The following is a 15,814-nucleotide window of genomic DNA, read 5'->3' on the forward strand; positions in this document are numbered from 1 at the left end:
TTTTTGTCGTTACACTGCGCGACTTTTCAAGCTTGGCCGACATCGTTCGGCCAAGTTGCGCTGCCCCTGCCTGAGTGGGGCTTCGCGGTCGAGGCACTTTCGCCCCTCGACCAGTCTTTGTCCTCCGAAGAGGATTGCCGGTGGCCAAAAAAGCCGCATCCTTCGCCGCCCTGGGCGGCCTGGTATTTTCTACCGACGCCGGTCGTCATTGCCCCGATTGCCGCCAGCCGGTGGATGCCTGCATCTGCAAGCAGACTGCCATTCCCGCAGGGGACGGTATCGCCCGCGTGCGCCGCGAAAGCAAAGGCCGCGGCGGCAAGACGGTGACGACCATCACGGGTGTGCCGCTGGCCGAAGACGCGCTCAAGGAATTGGCGACGACGCTGAAAAAACGCTGTGGCACCGGCGGCGCGTTGAAGGACGGCGTCATCGAGATCCAGGGCGACCACGTCGATCTGCTGCTGGCGGAACTCACCAAGCACGGTTTCAAGGCGAAGAAATCCGGCGGCTAGCAGCCTCTGTGAAAACCACCCCGGCTTGATCCGAACCCGCGGTTCGTCAGTCGCCCGCATGGTTTTCACAGAGCCTGTTCTGAACGGGTTTTAAACTCAGCGCTGCGGGCAGGGTCTACCTTGCTTACAGGCAAATCGTCATTTCCATTCTCTAGACTGCGCCAGCCTCCGACCGGATGGTGCATTTTGACTTCTTTATAGGGGACTTCGATGTCCGTACGACGCACACGCAAAGACGATGGCAGCCAATGGACAGTTGCGGACAGCCGCAGTGTTTACGGGATTCGCCATTGGGGGGCCGGGTATTTCGCGATCAATGAAGCCGGTCGCGTCGAAGTCCGTCCGAACGGCCCCGACAGTTCGCCCATCGATTTGTACGAGCAAGTCGACCAGTTGCGCCAGAGTGGCCTTTCGCTGCCCTTGCTGGTGCGCTTCCCCGACATCCTGCAAGACCGGGTGCGTCAGCTCACCGGTGCGTTTGACAGCAACATTGCGCGCCTGGAATACCAGAGCCAATACACCGCGCTTTACCCGATCAAGGTGAACCAGCAGGAAGCGGTGATCGAGAACATCATCGCGACCCAGAATGTGTCCATTGGCCTGGAAGCCGGTTCCAAGCCCGAGCTGCTGGCGGTGCTGGCCTTGGCGCCGAAGGGCGGGACTATCGTTTGCAATGGCTACAAGGACCGCGAGTTCATCCGCCTGGCGCTGATGGGCCAGAAGCTGGGTCACAACGTTTTCATTGTGATCGAGAAAGAGTCCGAAGTCGGCCTGGTGATCGAAGAAGCCGCGTCGCTCAAGGTCAAGCCACAGGTCGGCCTGCGGGTGCGCTTGTCGTCCCTGGCATCGAGCAAATGGGCCGACACCGGTGGCGAAAAATCCAAGTTCGGTTTGTCGGCGGCACAGCTGTTGTCTGTAGTCGAGCGCTTCCGTGGCGCCGGCCTGGACCAGGGCATCCGCCTGCTGCACTTCCACATGGGTTCGCAGATCGCCAACCTGGCGGACTACCAGCATGGCTTCAAGGAAGCGATCCGTTACTACGGCGAGCTGCGCAACCTCGGCCTGCCGGTGGATCACATCGACGTCGGCGGTGGCCTGGGCGTGGACTACGACGGTACGCATTCACGTAACGCCAGCTCCATCAACTACGACATGGACGATTACGCCGGTGTCGTGGTGGGCATGCTCAAGGAATTCTGCGATGCCCAGAGCCTGCCGCATCCGCACATTTTCTCTGAAAGTGGCCGCTCGCTGACCGCCCACCACGCCATGCTGGTGGTGCAAGTGACCGACGTGGAGAAACACCACGATGACGTGCCGGTCATCGAAAACAAGGAAAGCCTGCCGGAAACCGTGCAATGGCTGGTGGATCTGTTGGGGCCGACCGACATCGAGATGGTCACCGAGACTTACTGGCGCGCTACCCACTACATGAGCGACGTGGCTGCCCAATACGCAGACGGCAAGCTGACCCTGGCGGAAAAGGCCCTGGCCGAGCAGTGCTATTTCGCCGTCTGCCGTCGCCTGCACAACTCGCTGAAGGCTCGCCAACGCTCGCATCGCCAGGTGCTGGACGAGCTCAACGACAAGCTGGCCGACAAATACATCTGCAACTTCTCGGTGTTCCAGAGCCTGCCGGATACTTGGGCCATCGGCCAGGTCCTGCCGATCCTGCCGTTGCATCGTCTCGACGAAGAGCCACTGCGCCGTGCGGTGCTGCAAGACCTGACCTGCGACTCCGACGGCAAGATCAAGCAGTACGTCGATGAGCAGAGCATCGAGACCAGCCTGCCGGTCCACTCGCTCAACCCAGGCGAAGACTACCTGCTGGGTATTTTCCTGGTCGGTGCCTACCAGGAAATCCTGGGGGACATGCACAACCTGTTCGGCGATACCGACTCGGTGAACATCTACCAGAACGCCGACGGCAGTGTGTACCACGCGGGTATCGAAACCCACGACACCATCGAGGACATGCTGCGCTACGTGCACCTGTCGCCAGAGGAACTGATGACTCACTACCGTGACAAGTGCGCCAGCGCCCGGATCACGGCGGCCGAGCGCACTCAGTTCCTGGATGCGCTGCGCCTGGGGCTGACGCGTTCGTCCTACCTGTCTTCCTGATGGCGGCCCCTTGGAGGGGCCTGCTGTTCCAGGCTTGAGCAATTCATCGTGGCGAGGGAGCACGCTTTCTCGCCACGATGTTTTTTTATCGAAGAAATAGTGTGCCGTGTTTACTGGCATCTAGACGCTGTTTAACTGGCAGCGTCCTAATTTCATGTAGTCCCTTTCCTAAATAGTCCTTGAGCCCTCTACTCGATCCCTGCTGTCGGCGAGAATGCCCGGTCGCCCCTCCTGTAGAGAAACGCCGATGTCCGATCCAGCCTGCGAGCTACCCTTTCGTCTGGAGATAGCCGGCCTGTCCGAACCTTTCGTTGTCGTCGCCCTGACAGGCAATGAAAGCATCAGCGAGCCCTTCTTTTTCGAAGTGCAGTTGTTGGTCAGCGACATGACCCTGGACCTGGCAGGACTGCTGTATCGCAACGTCTGGTTGTGTTTCGGGACCGGCGATCAAGGTATTCATGGGCAACTTCACGAAATCGTCCAATACCATGGCGAGAGCTGCCATGTGCGCATCGGGCCGAAGCTGGCATGTCTTGCCCAGCGCTTCAGCCAACGGGTCTTCAATGCCTGCTCGGTGCCGCAAATCATCCGCCAGGTACTGGCCGGGCATGGTATCAGCGGCCGCAGCGTGAGCCTGGACCTGGGTGGCGATTATCCTTCTCTGGATCTGTGTACCCAGTACCGCGAATCCGACCTGTATTTCCTCCAGCGAGTGTGCGCCCAGGCAAATATCCATTTTCATTTCGATCACGCCCGGGACGGGCAATGCCTGGTTTTTGCGGACACGGCGGGCCTTGTTCCGGCGGTGATCAAGGCCGCCTATTGCGCTGAAGGGCGGGCCACCGCAGTACACGCTTTTGGGGTGAAGACGGACATTCGCGGGACATGGGTCGCCCAGGGCCGGAGCGACCTGAGACACTTGCGCGCCGGCCGGATCCTGGCGCTGAGTGGCCATTGCTGCGAGAAGTGGAATCAGCGCTGGTTATTGACTCAGGTCGAACATCGCGAGCAGTCGGGCGCCTACGGCAATCTTTTCCAGGCCATTCCCTGGGGCACACCGTTCGTGGTGGACAGGGCCCCGGCCAAGCCTGTCATGGTGAGCCGGCAACGCGGTTGGGTCGTGGAGGTGGATGAACCACGGGTGGCCGGACGCGTGGCGGTGCAATTCGACTGGGCCTATCAGGGAGAGGGTGCCAACCCCAGCCATTGCTGGCTGCCATTGGCACCGGAGCTGCTGGCGTGTGGGGCAGATGAGATTTGCGAGGGCACCGAAGTATTGGTGAGTTTTATCGAGGGCGACCCGGACCGTCCCTTGATCAGCGAATTCTTGGGTTGTGCGCCCAGCGTGCGGACAGTGCCAGCGAAATCCCCGAGTCCTGCTGACGAGCAGATCCCCGGGGCGCCTGGCATCGATTTGCCCTTGTTGTCCGTGATCGAGGGGGGCGAGCCGCTGGTCCTGCTATGCCTTTTGCCTGGCGGGGGGCGCTTCAGTCCTTGTGCCCAGCCGGTGTGCACCTGTCGCATGCTGACGGGGCAGGGCGCAGGCGCTGCGCCATGAACGTTGCCACCTTGCCGGGTCCCGCCCCCCAATGGTTGCTTCTCGACGTGCCAGGCGCGCCCGAGACTGCAAAGCGCTTGCGGGAACAGTTCCCCGAGGCGCCACGTTTTGCCCTGTTCGAAAGCACCGAGTTTGCTGGGCTGAAGGAGCACGGACCATTGCTGGTGGACCTGCGACAATCACCAGCGCTGGCCAGCCTGTGCCATCTGGACGCCCGATCCTGGCCTGGCCTGCTGTTGGTGAGCTCGACGTCAGCCGAGTCCTTGCTGGCTCATTTGCGGCGCATGCTGACGGTGACGCTGGGCCTGCATTACAAGGCCTTCCTGAGTTATTACAACCCGTACACCGCCAGCTACTTCTTCGATGCCTGCGATCCCCGGGAGCTCAGTTGTTGGCTGGGGCCGATCAGCCTGTTGCGGTGGTTCGGTGGCACCTGGTCCGATCGGACGACGGGGTGCCAGGGGTGGCAACAACTCTCCAATCCCAGGCTGCCGGTGCCAGCGCTGGAAAACGAGCATGGCCTCACCAACAGGCAGCAGATGAAATTGCAGGAGTGCCTGATGGAGCGTCACGTCTGGCGCTGGTCGCGCTCTACCGGGCATGACTATTGGTTGCTCTGGGACTACCTGCAACAGGGCCAGGCGCTGGGGTTTCGCGAGCAGGCAGTTCTCGACGGATGGTTATGGCTGCGCCTGCAATACCCTGATGCCCAGCCAGCGTCGACGCTGCCGGGTGGTTCGCAGCGTGAGCGTCTCGATCATCTGCGACGGCTATGGCAAGGCAACCAGGGTTGAACGGTCACCGGGCGCGCGCGTCGAGCCAACCATCGTGTCGGTGCAAACGCCAGGCGACGGTGCCGAGTGTCAGGCAGCGCAGCGTCATGAAAGAAAGGAAAGTGATCCACAATCCGTGGTTGCCCAATCCTTGCAGCACCCAGGCAAGGGGCAATACCAACAACAGTGTCAGCACCATGCCGTTGCGCATTTCCCGGGCTCGGGTGGCGCCGATGAACAGGCCATCGAGCAGATAGCTCCACACCGCAATCAATGGCAGCGCCGCGAGGTAAGGCAGGTAGCGGTAGGCAGTTTCGCGCACCTCGGCGATGTCGGTCTGCATGTCGATGAACAGATGCCCCGTCAGCAGGAACAGGCATGCGAAGCCAATGCTAGCGATCAAGGACCAACCGCAGGCGACCACCAGCGAGCGGCGCAGGGCCAGGCGATCGCGGGCGCCGATAGCGTGGCCGCACAATGCCTCGACCGCGTGGGCCAGGCCATCCAGCGCATGGGCGGTGAGCAGCAGGCCGTTGAGCAGCAGCGCATTGGCTGCCACTGTCGCGTCCCCCAGGCGCGCCCCTTGGACGGTGATCAGGAAAAACACCGATTGCAGCACCAGGCTGCGGATAAAGATATCCCGGTTTACCGCCAGCAGCGGTCGCCAGCTCTGCCACAGGCCCAAGGCCGCCCAGGCGATCCGCCCGGGCCAGGCGCGCAGCGTGCTTCGGGCCAGGCCCAGGCCCACCAGCGCACCGGTCCACTCGGCGATGACCGAGGCGCGTGCCGATCCGGTCACACCCCAATCCAGGCCGATCACGAACCACAGGTTCAAGGCGATGTTCACCAGGTTGGTGACCAACAGGATCGCCAACGGCGCCCGCGCATTCTGGGCCCCGAGAAACCAGCCCACCAACGCGTAGCTGGCCAGCGCCGCAGGCAGGCCGAACAATCGAGTATGGAAGAAGTCCCGGGTCAGTTGATCGAGCTCGGCCGATGGCTGCATGAAATGCAACGCCACGCCACTCAACGGAACCCCGATTGCCCCAAGCACCACCGCCAGCCCTGTTGCCAGCAGCAGCCCTTGCAGCAAGACCTGCCGCAGCGCCGCGCCATCGCCCCGCCCAGCTGCCTGGGCGGCGAACCCGGTCGAGCCCATCCGCAGGAACCCCATTGCCCAGGCCAACACCGTGTACAAGCTCGCCCCGACCGCCACGGCGCCCAGTTGATGGGCGTGGGGCAGATGGCCGATGACGGTGCTGTCGACCAGTGCTACCAGCGGTACGGATATATTCGAGAGAATCATCGGCGCGGCCAGAGCCCATACCCGACGATGGGTGAGGCGGTCGCGCCAGTCGGCGATCAGGTTGGACATGGTGGCTCCTGGATGGAGCGCGATTGTAGCGTTATCGCAGCGTTCGTTCCTGATGTCGCCCTGTTGGTCTTCAGTGAATGATCCAGCTCAGCAACCACAACCCCAGCACCAGCCAGATGATGCCCATGACAATCGACGCCCGCATGAAGGCGCGGATCGCCGAGTACAGCAACAGCAGCCCGAGGATCAGCGCGACGATGCTGATGATCGAAGTGTCCATGCCAAGCGTTCGGGACAGGCCATCGACAAAATTTCCGCCGGCATTTGCCAGGGTGTTGAACAGCCCGCTGAGCAGGTCGACGATGAAACGGATCACCGAACCGAGCGCTTGGCCGAGCCATTCGAAGAAGCTTTCTGCCTGCATGTTTGCATCCTGATGGAGAGAGTTGGAATCGAGCCATCGGCTCCTGAGTGTAGGAGTGGTGGCGGCTGTGATCGTTCGATTATGGAGCAATTCGCCGCTTCGTATCGAGACGCTTGCCTTCCCTCCTCATCGCCCCGAAGCTATGCGCATTCAGGAGAGCCCGATGAACCTTGTTGAACTGACCGAACGCCTGCACGCCATCCGTGACCGTAACAACTGGCGGCAATTCCACAGCCCGAAGAACCTTGCCATGGCCGCCAGCGTCGAGATGGCCGAACTGGTCGAGATTTTCCAATGGCTGACCGAGGACCAGTCGCGCCAGTTGCCGGCGGATAAATTGGCCCACGCCGGGCAGGAGGTTGGCGACATCGTGTTGTACCTGTTGCTGCTGTGCAGCGAACTGGGCTTGGACATGGACGCCGTGGTGCGCAGCAAATTGGCCGACAGCGAACGGCGGTTCGCCCATGAGTGACCGCCACTTCGACCAGCTCGCCACACGGTTTGCGGAAAAAATCTACGGCGGGGCCAAAGGCGCGATTCGCCTGGCCGTGCTCCAGGCCGATCTAATCGAAACCCTGCCGGACCGCCCGCTGCGCGTCCTGGATATCGGCGCGGGCCTGGGGCACATGTCGCTGTGGCTGGCCGAGCGCGGTCACCAGGTCACCCTGGCTGAACCGGCCGAGCCCATGCTCGAGGGCGCCCGCCAGCGGTTTGCCGAGGCAGGGCAGGACGCAACGTTCATCCAGGCACCGTGGCAGGATCTGCTCGGCCAGCTCACCGAGCCTTACGACCTGGTGCTGTGTCACGCAGTGCTCGAATGGCTGGCCGAGCCCCACGCGATCCTTCCGGTCCTGCATCAATTGACGGGGCCTGGCGGCTGGTTATCGCTGGCGTTCTACAACCGCGACGCGTTGGTCTATCGCAACTTGCTCAAAGGGCATTTTCGCAAGCTGCGCAAAAACGCCATGGCTGGCGAGAAACAGAGCCTGACCCCGCAACAGCCGCTTGATCCTCGGGAGTTGGCGGCGCAACTTGAAGGCCTGTGGCAGGTCGAAAGCCAAAGTGGCGTACGGGTTTTCCATGACTACATGCCAGTGGAATTCCAGGGCCGCGTGGAACTGGCGCAACTGCTGGAAATGGAACTGGCCCACCGTCGTCATCCGGCGTTTGCCGGGTTGGGACGCTATCTGCACTGGGTCTGCCGGCCGCTCTGATCCGGAGCGCAATTGGAGAGCGAAATGAAAGGTCGTTCAGGGTTATTGGTGGTATGCCTCGGCTTGGCTGCTTGCCAGGGCAGCAACCCTTATGTCGCGACATCCAATCAGTTGCCGCCGGCACCGCCCGAGGCCGCCAAAGTGTTTGATCGCAGCGCCTATCCGGCGCCGCCCCGTGATTACGGACGTTATCGCAGTTGGGCCTGGCTCAATGGGCGCTTGCCCCCGGGCACTGCCTGGGCGGATTCTGCCCAGGTGGCCGAAGCGGTGAGCGCTGCCCTGGATCAACGCGGGCTGCGTCCTCTGCACGATAATCGCCCGGCTGATCTCTTCGTCAGCGCCGACCTGCGCCTGGAGACTCGGCTGCGCCAGGTCCGGGACGATTACGACGCGGGCTACTACGGCGGCTACAACCGCTATGGGCCGGGGTATGGCATGTACAACACCGTTCCCGTGGTGCGCACCTATCAGGAGCAGGTCGTGGTGGTTCGGGTGGATCTGTTCGACGCTCGCAGTGGCCAGCCCGTGTGGAGCGCCAGCGCCGAGACCAGCCAGCGGGGCAATCAGAGCGAGCGCACCGATGCCATTCGTGATGCAGTGGAAAAGGCCATGTCGGCCTATCCTCCCAGTTGATTCACGCAACGGAGAAAAACCATGTTTCGCCGTCTTGTCCCGCTTGCCCTTGCCCTGTTGCTCGGCGCCTGTGCTTCCAACCAGGTCAACCATGACTTCGACACCAGTCGCGATTTCGCGGCCTACCGCAGTTGGAGCTGGAAGGAGCCGGCGCTGCAATATCGCCCGGACGACCCGCGCATCAAGAGCGACCTGACCGAGCAGAGAATCCGCCAGGCGGTCGCCGATCAGCTCGACCAGCGTGGCCTGCGCCTGGCTGCGAGCGGTGCTGGCGGCGATGTGCAAGTCCAGGCCTACCTGATCGTCGAGGATCGCCAGCAACAGGTGACGACCAACTACGGCGGCGGTTGGGGCGGCCCGTGGAATGGCTACTGGGGTGGGCCGATGTACAACGAGACCCGTAACCTCAGCTACAAGGTCGCCACCGTGCAGATCGACCTGCTCGACGGCAAGGACGGCAAGCTCGTCTGGCGTGGCAGCGACGAGCAATTGCTCAGCGATTCACCCAACCCGATGGACCGCAGTGCGAAGGTGCGCGAGACGGTGGGGCGGATCCTGTCCAACTATCCACCCCGCTGAATGCGGAACAATCAAACCGGCTGCCAACTTCCCAGCATGTGCTCCAGGTCTCCAGCGCCCACCAGTCGCAAATGCCCACTGGAACCTGCCGCACTTGCCAGCAACGTCACCTCGCTGGGCAGGCGTACCGGCTTCTTGAAGGCAACTTCGATCTCGATGTTGGCCTCGGGCAAATGGTCATCCAGCGCGGCCAGGGTCCGTGCCTTGTTCCACAGGCCATGGGCGATGGCGGTGGGGAAGCCGAACAACCGGGCGCTAGCGCTGCTCAAGTGGATCGGGTTGTAGTCGCCGGACACCTTGGCGTACTGCCGGCCGATGTCCGCGGGTGCGGTCCAGCGCGTCACCTCTATCAAATCGAGGGCCGACGACGGCGGATCCTCTACCAGCGCACCGTCGAGCTGGACACCTTTGCAAAGCATCCGGCTCTCGGCTTCCCACAACGGTCCCAACTGATCTTCGATACGGGTCACCAGATCGAACACCGCTCCCTTGGCATGAGGCTGGAGGTTCTCGACGTTGACGCTGGCCCGCACCTGGCTGACACCGCCCATGGGCCGAAGCACGCGGATGCGGTTGCTCAGGTGAATCAAGCCCAGCAAGGGGAACGGAAAGTCGCGAGCGGTCAGCAATTGCATCTGCAAGGCGAACGCCAGCACGTGCGGATAAGTCGGCGGCAATAGCCCGCTTTCGCTGAAACCGCACACCTTGCGATAGGCCGCCAGGTTCTTTTGGTCGACCTGGATCACTTGGCGCAGCCCGACGTCAGGCAGGGCCGTACCAGTGATCTTGCGGCGTGTCGCGGCCTTGGCATACAGCACGGACATCGAGGGCGCAGTGTTTATCTCCTCCCATTGGTTCGTCATGGTCATGCTCCCAACAAGCTTTGCCCGCAGACGCGCAGTGCCTGCCCGGTCACGGCGCCGGTGCCTGGTTGCGCGAGCCACGCCACGGCTTCGGCGACATCCTGAGGCAAGCCGCCCTGGCCCAGCGAACTCATGCGGCGCCCGGCTTCTCGCAGGGCGAAGGGAATGTCGGCGGTCATGCGTGTCTCGATAAAGCCCGGCGCCACCGCGTTGATGCTGATTCCCCGCGCTTCCAGGCTGGGCGCCCAAGCCTGGGCAAGGCCGATCAGCCCGGCCTTGCTCGCGGCGTAGTTGGTCTGGCCGCGATTGCCGGCGATGCCGCTGATGGAAGCCAGCAACACGATCCGGCCGTTGTCCCGCAGGGTGCCGCTGTCGAGCAGGGCCTTGGTCAGCACCTGCGGCGCGTTGAGGTTGACCGCCAGCACCGCGTCCCAGAACTCGGGCGTCATGTTGGCGAGGGTCTTGTCCCGAGTGATGCCGGCGTTGTGCACCACGATATCGACGCCGTCGGGCAGGTGTTCGATCAGTTGCGCGGCGGCATCTTCGGCGCAGATGTCCAGCGTCACGCTGCGCCCGCTCAGGCGTGCGGCCAGGGCGTCCAGGTCGGCCTTGGCCTGCGGGACGTCCAGCAGGATCACATCGGCACCGTCACGGGCGAGCGTTTCGGCGATGGACGCGCCGATGCCGCGGGCGGCGCCGGTCACCAGCGCCTTGAGCCCGGTGAGCGGTCGCGTCCAATCCTGGACCTGGGTCTCGCAGGCCTTGAGGCGGATAACCTGTCCGGAAACGTAGGCACTCTTGGGCGACAGGAAAAACCGCAGGGCGCCCTCCAACTGCGCGTCGGCACCGTCACCGACATAGAGCAACTGCAGCGTCCCGCCATGGCGCAGTTCCTTGGCCAGCGACCGGCTGAAGCCTTCCAGCGCCCGCTGCGCGCTGGCGGCAAACGGATCGCCGAGGTTTTCCGGGGCGCGGCCGAGGATCACGACATGGGCGCTGTGGTCGAGGTTCTTCATGAGCGGCTGGAAAAATTCGCGCAATTGCTTGAGCTGGTCGACCTGCACCAAGTGGCTGGCGTCGTAGACCACCGCCTTGATTTTCGGGCCGTGGCCGGGGATCCATTCGGCCGCCAGCGTCGGTTCGCCACCGTAGATGAAAATGGCGTCGGTCAGGCGCTTGGCGAACGTGCCGACCTGTTCGGTCAACGGGCCACCGCCCAACAGCAACGCGCCTTCGATTGGCCTTAGCCGCCCGGCTTGCCAGCGTTCCAGGCGCACCGGCGAGGGCAAGCCCAGCGCGCCAACCAGACGCAGGCCAATGGGCGAATTGGCGAAGTCTATGTATCGGTCTGACATGGAACACACTCCGGCTGATGAGGTTCCAAGTGTGGACCATGTTTGGCAATCGGTCGTTCGATCGCCCGGATAAAGCCTAAGCTTGTGGCTGGGGCACGTTACAGCAGGCTTATTTCGCATATTCGCGCATACAGGGGAGTTTTTCATGGCACAGCTACGCCGCGTCGCGATCATCGGTGGTAACCGCATTCCATTCGCCCGTTCCAACGGGCCCTATGCCACCGCCAGCAACCAGGCGATGCTGACGGCTGCGCTCGAAGGCTTGATCGAGCGCTACAACCTGCACGGTGTGCACATCGGGGAAATGGCCGCAGGGGCGGTGCTCAAGTTTTCCCGGGACATGAACCTGACGCGCGAATGCGTGCTTGGCTCGCGACTGTCGCCCAGCACCCCGGCCTATGACGTGCAGCAAGCGTGCGGCACCGGGTTAGAGACCGTGCTGCTGGTGGCGAACAAGATCGCCCTGGGCCAGATCGACAGCGCCATCGCCGGCGGCGTGGACACTACGTCCGACGCGCCCATCGGCGTCAACGAAGGGCTGCGCAGGATTCTGCTGCAAGCCAATCGCTCCAGGACCACCGCCGATAAGCTCAAGGCCTTCCTGCAACTGCGTCCCCGGCACCTGGTCCCCGACCTGCCGCGCATCAACGAACCGCGAACGGGCCTGAGCATGGGCGAACATTGTGAGCTGATGGCGCAGGCCTGGCAGATCCCCCGGGACGAACAGGACCGCCTGGCGCTGGAAAGTCATCAGAAAATGGCCGCTTCCTATGCCGAAGGCTGGCACAACGATTTGATGACGCCGTTCCTGGGCCTGACCCGCGACAACAACCTGCGCCCAGACCTGACCCTGGAAAAGCTCGCGTCCCTCAAGCCCGCTTTTGAAAAAAGCGCCAAGGGCACCCTGACAGCAGGCAATTCCACGCCGCTCACCGACGGTGCCTCGCTCGTACTGTTGGGCAGCGAAGAGTGGGCCAAGGCCCGCGGGCTGCCGATCCTGGCCTACCTGCGTGACGGTGAAACGGCGGCGGTGGATTTCGTCAATGGCGCCGAGGGCCTGCTGATGGCGCCGGTCTACGCCGTGCCGCGCTTGTTGGCACGCAACGGCCTGACGTTGCAGGATTTCGATTACTACGAAATCCACGAGGCGTTCGCCGCCCAAGTGTTGTGCACGTTGAAGGCCTGGGAAGACCCGGACTACTGCAAGTCCCGCCTGGGTCTCGACACGCCGCTGGGCCCCCTCGACCGCAGCCGGTTGAACGTGAAAGGCAGCTCACTGGCCGCCGGACATCCATTTGCCGCGACTGGCGGGCGCATCGTCGCCAACCTGGCCAAACTGTTGGATGCGGCCGGGAGGGGCCGAGGGCTGATTTCTATCTGCGCGGCGGCTGGCCAAGGTGTGACGGCCATCATCGAGCGCTGACCATCGCCTCGCGCTTGGACGCGGCCTGGGCTCGCTGGCGGCTGGCGTAGCGTTCGGCGAGGATCGAACAGACGATCAGTTGCAAGGGGTGGTAGATCATGATCGGCAGCAGGATCAGTCCCAGGCCTGGGTTGTTGCCGAAGATCAACGCTGCCATCGGCACCCCGGCGGCCAAGGATTTTTTGCTCGCGCAGAATACCGCGGCGATTTCATCCGGATTGCTGAACCGCAGGGCGCGAGCGGTGCGGGTGGTCAGCCACAGGATGATCGCCAACAGCACGGCGCTGCCGAGCACGGCGCTGAGCAACACGCCATTGCCTTGTTCGCGCCAGATCCCGGAAACCATCGAGTTGCAGAACGCCGCGTAGACCAGCAGCAGGATGACCAGTTTGTCGATGATGCTGGTGTAGCGCTTGTATCGGGCGAAAAAAGCGCCCAGCCAGCGCCGCAGGAACTGCCCAAGCACCAAGGGCAGCAGCAACATCAGGCACAGATCGAGAAGGGTCGAGCCCAGGTCGATGCCACCGGCACCGCTGCCGACCACGAAGCTGACCAGCAATGGCGTCAGGAAAATCCCCAACACACTGGACAGGCTCGCGTTGAGAATCGCCGCCGGCACGTTACCGCCCGCGCTGCCTGTCAGGGCCACCGATGAAGAAATGGTCGAGGGCAGGGCGCACAGGTAGAAAAAGCCCAGCATCAACAGCGGCGGGACATGGCTGCCCAACAGCCAGTCACTGGCCAGCCAGATCAATGGAAACACGACGAAGGTAAAACCCTGCACCATCAAATGCAGCCGGACGTTCTTCAAGCCATGGCGGATCTGCTCGCCGGACAGGTTGATCCCGTGGAGGAAGAACACCACGAAGATGCCGATATTGACCACCCACTCGGCATGCATCGCGCCGCCCGTGGCGCCGAAGCGGGGAAAGAAGTACGCCAGCAGGGTGGCAAGCAACATGCCGCACAGGAACCAGTCGGTCACCAGGCGTTTGAGGTGTCTGAAGATGTGCATGGGGCACCGCAAGTTGTATGAGAAGTCGACTTAGCCTAACGTCGCTTTAAACAGTCGTCTTGCGACATAAGGCCAATCAATGCCGACAAACGGACATCAACTGCTTGAACGGCGCATTCCTGACCTGACGGAGCTGCCCCGGCCACTCTATGCCCGGGTCGAAAGCTTGGGCGCGGGTTCGTGGACCCAGGCTCATCGACACGATTGGGTGCAATTTTCCTATGCCATCAGCGGAGTGCTCGGCGTGCATACCGCCGAGGGCAGTTTCTTTGCGCCGCCGCAACGGGGCATTTGGATCCCGGCCGACGTCGAGCACCAAGTGGTGACGTCCACCCGGGCGGAAATGCGCAGCCTTTATGTGCATCGCCAGGCTTGCCTGTGGGCAGGCGAGCGCTGCCGGGTCTTGGAGGTCACACCGTTGGCGCGGGAGCTGATCAAGGTCTTCTGTCAGTTTCCCGTCACCTATCCACAAGGTGATACCCAGGAGGCGCGCCTGGTGCAGGTGTTGCTGGACCAGTTGGCCGCGTTGCCCGAGGTGGGGTTTTCCCTTCCGCTGCCGCGACATGCCCGCTTGTTGGCGCTGTGCAACGAACTGATCGAACAGCCCGAGGGCAATGTGACCTTGCAAGCCTGGGCAGAGCGCTTGGGCATGTCGGAGAAAACCCTGATGCGATTGTTCCTGCGCGAAACCGGCCTGAGCTTTCGTGCGTGGCGCCAGCGCATGCGGCTGCTGTCCTCCTTGGGATCGCTGGAAAGAGGCGACAGCGTGACCGGCGCGGCGCTTTCCTGTGGCTATGAGTCGACGTCCGCTTTCATCGCCGCATTCAAGGGATTGTTCGGTTTCACCCCAGGCGAATTATTCAAGCACTGAGTCATTGTCAGCTTTTGTCGCAAATACATGCCCATCCAATGATCCGCATCAGGACGGGGGGCGGCTATGATTTGGCGGGGTTGAGCTGATCCGGCACAGTGTGTGCATTGCGGCTTCATAGGTCGCAACCCCTCCCCGTGAGGAGAGGATTGCCGTATAACGACCTGTCATTCGCGTGTTTGGTAATAAAGGACCCAGAATAAAAGCTGATGAAGACTCCAAAACGCATTGAACCCCTGATCGAAGACGGTCTGGTCGACGAGGTGCTGCGCCCACTCATGAGTGGTAAAGAAGCAGCTGTCTATGTGGTGCGCTGCGGCAATGAGCTGCGTTGCGCCAAGGTCTACAAGGAGGCGAACAAGCGAAGTTTTCGCCAGGCGGCCGAATACCAGGAAGGTCGCAAGGTTCGTAACAGCCGTCAGGCCCGCGCCATGGCGAAAGGTTCGAAGTTCGGACGCAAGGAAACGGAAGACGCTTGGCAGAATGCCGAGGTGGCCGCGCTGTTCCGCTTGGCCAACGCCGGTGTGCGAGTGCCCAAGCCGTACGACTTCCTTGAAGGCGTGCTGCTGATGGAGCTGGTGGCCGATGAATACGGCGATGCAGCGCCGCGCCTGAACGACGTCGTGCTGGAGCCGGATCAGGCCCGTGAATATCACGCCTATCTGATTTCCCAGATCGTACTGATGCTCTGTACCGGCCTGGTGCACGGTGACCTGTCGGAGTTCAACGTGCTGCTCACGCCGACAGGCCCGGTCATCATCGATTTGCCGCAAGCGGTGGATGCCGCCGGCAACAACCACGCCTTCAGTATGTTGGAGCGGGATGTCGGCAACATGGCGTCCTACTTTGGCCGTTTCGCCCCTGAGCTCAAGCGCACCCGGTACGCCAAGGAAATGTGGGCGCTCTATGAAGCCGGCACGTTGCACCCGGGCAGCGTGTTGACCGGTGAGTTCGACGAGCCAGAAGAGCTGGCGGATGTTGGCGGGATCATGCGAGAGATCGAGGCCGCGCGGCTGGATGAAGAACGACGCCAGGCTGTGCGCGCCGCCGACGATGCGCCGCCAGGCAAGACCGAGGAGCCGCCTCCGCCTTGGATGCAATGATCGGTTGACCCAGAAACCCGGCCCAGGCCGGGTTTTTTATCGGTGCTCCCTC

General features: G+C 62.5%; 16 protein-coding genes. 11 read left to right on the forward strand and 5 right to left on the reverse strand.

What is annotated here, in order from left to right:
* Positions 1-140 precede the first annotated feature (140 nt).
* From VQ575_RS03355 to VQ575_RS03370, 4 genes are all read left to right on the forward strand, one after another.
* Positions 141-512 (forward strand): translation initiation factor Sui1, encoded by a 372-nt coding sequence (locus VQ575_RS03355; protein ID WP_039593532.1) that lies wholly within the window; start codon positions 141-143, stop codon positions 510-512.
* Positions 513-722: 210 nt separating this feature from the next.
* Positions 723-2,636 (forward strand): arginine decarboxylase, encoded by a 1,914-nt coding sequence (gene speA / locus VQ575_RS03360; RefSeq protein WP_039593533.1) that lies wholly within the window; start codon positions 723-725, stop codon positions 2,634-2,636.
* A 247-nt stretch (positions 2,637-2,883) separates the two neighbouring features.
* Positions 2,884-4,194 (forward strand): contractile injection system protein, VgrG/Pvc8 family, encoded by a 1,311-nt coding sequence (locus VQ575_RS03365; protein WP_325919076.1) that lies wholly within the window; start codon positions 2,884-2,886, stop codon positions 4,192-4,194.
* Positions 4,191-4,988 (forward strand): DUF4123 domain-containing protein, encoded by a 798-nt coding sequence (locus VQ575_RS03370; RefSeq protein ID WP_039593535.1) that lies wholly within the window; start codon positions 4,191-4,193, stop codon positions 4,986-4,988. The genes VQ575_RS03365 and VQ575_RS03370 overlap by 4 nt, the downstream gene beginning before the upstream one ends.
* A gap of 4 nt (positions 4,989-4,992) precedes the next feature.
* Here the strand turns inward: VQ575_RS03370 and VQ575_RS03375 are convergent, their stop codons facing one another.
* Both VQ575_RS03375 and VQ575_RS03380 read right to left on the reverse strand, forming a co-directional pair.
* Complete coding sequence (locus VQ575_RS03375; protein WP_039593536.1) at positions 4,993-6,342, reverse strand: MATE family efflux transporter; 1,350 nt, start codon at positions 6,340-6,342, stop codon at positions 4,993-4,995.
* 70 nt (positions 6,343-6,412) lie between these two features.
* Positions 6,413-6,706, reverse strand: coding sequence for a hypothetical protein (locus VQ575_RS03380; protein ID WP_039593537.1), 294 nt, complete (start codon positions 6,704-6,706; stop codon positions 6,413-6,415).
* 163 nt (positions 6,707-6,869) lie between these two features.
* Here VQ575_RS03380 and VQ575_RS03385 point away from each other — a divergent pair, with 163 nt between their 5' ends.
* The 4 genes from VQ575_RS03385 to VQ575_RS03400 are packed head-to-tail and all read left to right on the forward strand — an operon-like array spanning position 6,870 to position 9,132.
* Positions 6,870-7,178 carry a MazG-like family protein gene (locus tag VQ575_RS03385; protein WP_039593538.1) on the forward strand — a complete coding sequence of 103 codons (309 nt, stop codon included), beginning with the start codon at positions 6,870-6,872 and terminating at the stop codon, positions 7,176-7,178.
* Entirely contained in the window at positions 7,171-7,920 is a 750-nt protein-coding gene (locus VQ575_RS03390; protein WP_039593539.1) for a methyltransferase, read from the forward strand. The genes VQ575_RS03385 and VQ575_RS03390 overlap by 8 nt, the downstream gene beginning before the upstream one ends.
* Positions 7,921-7,944: 24 nt before the next feature.
* Positions 7,945-8,553, forward strand: a complete 609-nt coding sequence (locus VQ575_RS03395; RefSeq protein WP_039593540.1) for a DUF4136 domain-containing protein — start codon at positions 7,945-7,947, stop codon at positions 8,551-8,553.
* 21 nt (positions 8,554-8,574) lie between these two features.
* Positions 8,575-9,132: a DUF4136 domain-containing protein gene (locus VQ575_RS03400; RefSeq protein ID WP_039593541.1), complete on the forward strand. Its 558-nt coding sequence runs from the start codon at positions 8,575-8,577 to the stop codon at positions 9,130-9,132.
* Between the two features lie 11 nt (positions 9,133-9,143).
* Here VQ575_RS03400 and VQ575_RS03405 read toward each other — a convergent pair whose 3' ends face one another.
* Together VQ575_RS03405 and VQ575_RS03410 are read right to left on the reverse strand one after the other, a co-directional pair.
* Positions 9,144-9,995 (reverse strand): MaoC family dehydratase, encoded by an 852-nt coding sequence (locus tag VQ575_RS03405; protein ID WP_045155036.1) that lies wholly within the window; start codon positions 9,993-9,995, stop codon positions 9,144-9,146.
* 2 nt (positions 9,996-9,997) lie between these two features.
* Positions 9,998-11,350, reverse strand: a complete 1,353-nt coding sequence (locus VQ575_RS03410) for a 3-oxoacyl-ACP reductase (RefSeq protein WP_039593543.1) — start codon at positions 11,348-11,350, stop codon at positions 9,998-10,000.
* Between the two features lie 145 nt (positions 11,351-11,495).
* Between VQ575_RS03410 and VQ575_RS03415 the strand changes: the two genes are divergently transcribed.
* Positions 11,496-12,773, forward strand: coding sequence for an acetyl-CoA C-acetyltransferase (locus VQ575_RS03415; protein WP_039593544.1), 1,278 nt, complete (start codon positions 11,496-11,498; stop codon positions 12,771-12,773).
* Here the strand turns inward: VQ575_RS03415 and VQ575_RS03420 are convergent.
* Positions 12,760-13,788, reverse strand: coding sequence for a bile acid:sodium symporter family protein (locus VQ575_RS03420; protein ID WP_325919077.1), 1,029 nt, complete (start codon positions 13,786-13,788; stop codon positions 12,760-12,762). The two genes, VQ575_RS03415 and VQ575_RS03420, sit on opposite strands and share 14 nt — an antisense overlap.
* A gap of 79 nt (positions 13,789-13,867) precedes the next feature.
* Between VQ575_RS03420 and VQ575_RS03425 the strand changes: the two genes are divergently transcribed.
* A complete protein-coding gene (locus tag VQ575_RS03425; RefSeq protein ID WP_325919078.1) occupies positions 13,868-14,659 on the forward strand; it encodes an AraC family transcriptional regulator in 792 nt (263 codons plus the stop codon).
* Between the two features lie 209 nt (positions 14,660-14,868).
* The gene (locus VQ575_RS03430; protein WP_039593547.1) at positions 14,869-15,762 is read left to right on the forward strand and encodes a PA4780 family RIO1-like protein kinase; all 894 of its coding nucleotides are present in this window, start codon (positions 14,869-14,871) and stop codon (positions 15,760-15,762) included.
* Positions 15,763-15,814 lie beyond the last annotated feature (52 nt).

It is taken from the genome of Pseudomonas frederiksbergensis, assembly GCF_035751725.1.
In the GTDB taxonomy this organism is placed as follows: domain Bacteria; phylum Pseudomonadota; class Gammaproteobacteria; order Pseudomonadales; family Pseudomonadaceae; genus Aquipseudomonas; species Aquipseudomonas frederiksbergensis_A.

Coding starts and splice junctions, on each gene's coding strand:
- speA (WP_039593533.1), top strand. CDS start 723: ATGTCCGTACGACGCACACGCAAAGACGATGGCAGCCAATGGACAGTT.
- VQ575_RS03365 (WP_325919076.1), top strand. CDS start 2,884: ATGTCCGATCCAGCCTGCGAGCTACCCTTTCGTCTGGAGATAGCCGGC.
- VQ575_RS03370 (WP_039593535.1), top strand. CDS start 4,191: ATGAACGTTGCCACCTTGCCGGGTCCCGCCCCCCAATGGTTGCTTCTC.
- VQ575_RS03375 (WP_039593536.1), bottom strand. CDS start 6,342: ATGTCCAACCTGATCGCCGACTGGCGCGACCGCCTCACCCATCGTCGG.
- VQ575_RS03380 (WP_039593537.1), bottom strand. CDS start 6,706: ATGCAGGCAGAAAGCTTCTTCGAATGGCTCGGCCAAGCGCTCGGTTCG.
- VQ575_RS03385 (WP_039593538.1), top strand. CDS start 6,870: ATGAACCTTGTTGAACTGACCGAACGCCTGCACGCCATCCGTGACCGT.
- VQ575_RS03390 (WP_039593539.1), top strand. CDS start 7,171: ATGAGTGACCGCCACTTCGACCAGCTCGCCACACGGTTTGCGGAAAAA.
- VQ575_RS03395 (WP_039593540.1), top strand. CDS start 7,945: ATGAAAGGTCGTTCAGGGTTATTGGTGGTATGCCTCGGCTTGGCTGCT.
- VQ575_RS03400 (WP_039593541.1), top strand. CDS start 8,575: ATGTTTCGCCGTCTTGTCCCGCTTGCCCTTGCCCTGTTGCTCGGCGCC.
- VQ575_RS03405 (WP_045155036.1), bottom strand. CDS start 9,995: ATGACGAACCAATGGGAGGAGATAAACACTGCGCCCTCGATGTCCGTG.
- VQ575_RS03410 (WP_039593543.1), bottom strand. CDS start 11,350: ATGTCAGACCGATACATAGACTTCGCCAATTCGCCCATTGGCCTGCGT.
- VQ575_RS03415 (WP_039593544.1), top strand. CDS start 11,496: ATGGCACAGCTACGCCGCGTCGCGATCATCGGTGGTAACCGCATTCCA.
- VQ575_RS03420 (WP_325919077.1), bottom strand. CDS start 13,788: ATGCACATCTTCAGACACCTCAAACGCCTGGTGACCGACTGGTTCCTG.
- VQ575_RS03425 (WP_325919078.1), top strand. CDS start 13,868: ATGCCGACAAACGGACATCAACTGCTTGAACGGCGCATTCCTGACCTG.
- VQ575_RS03430 (WP_039593547.1), top strand. CDS start 14,869: ATGAAGACTCCAAAACGCATTGAACCCCTGATCGAAGACGGTCTGGTC.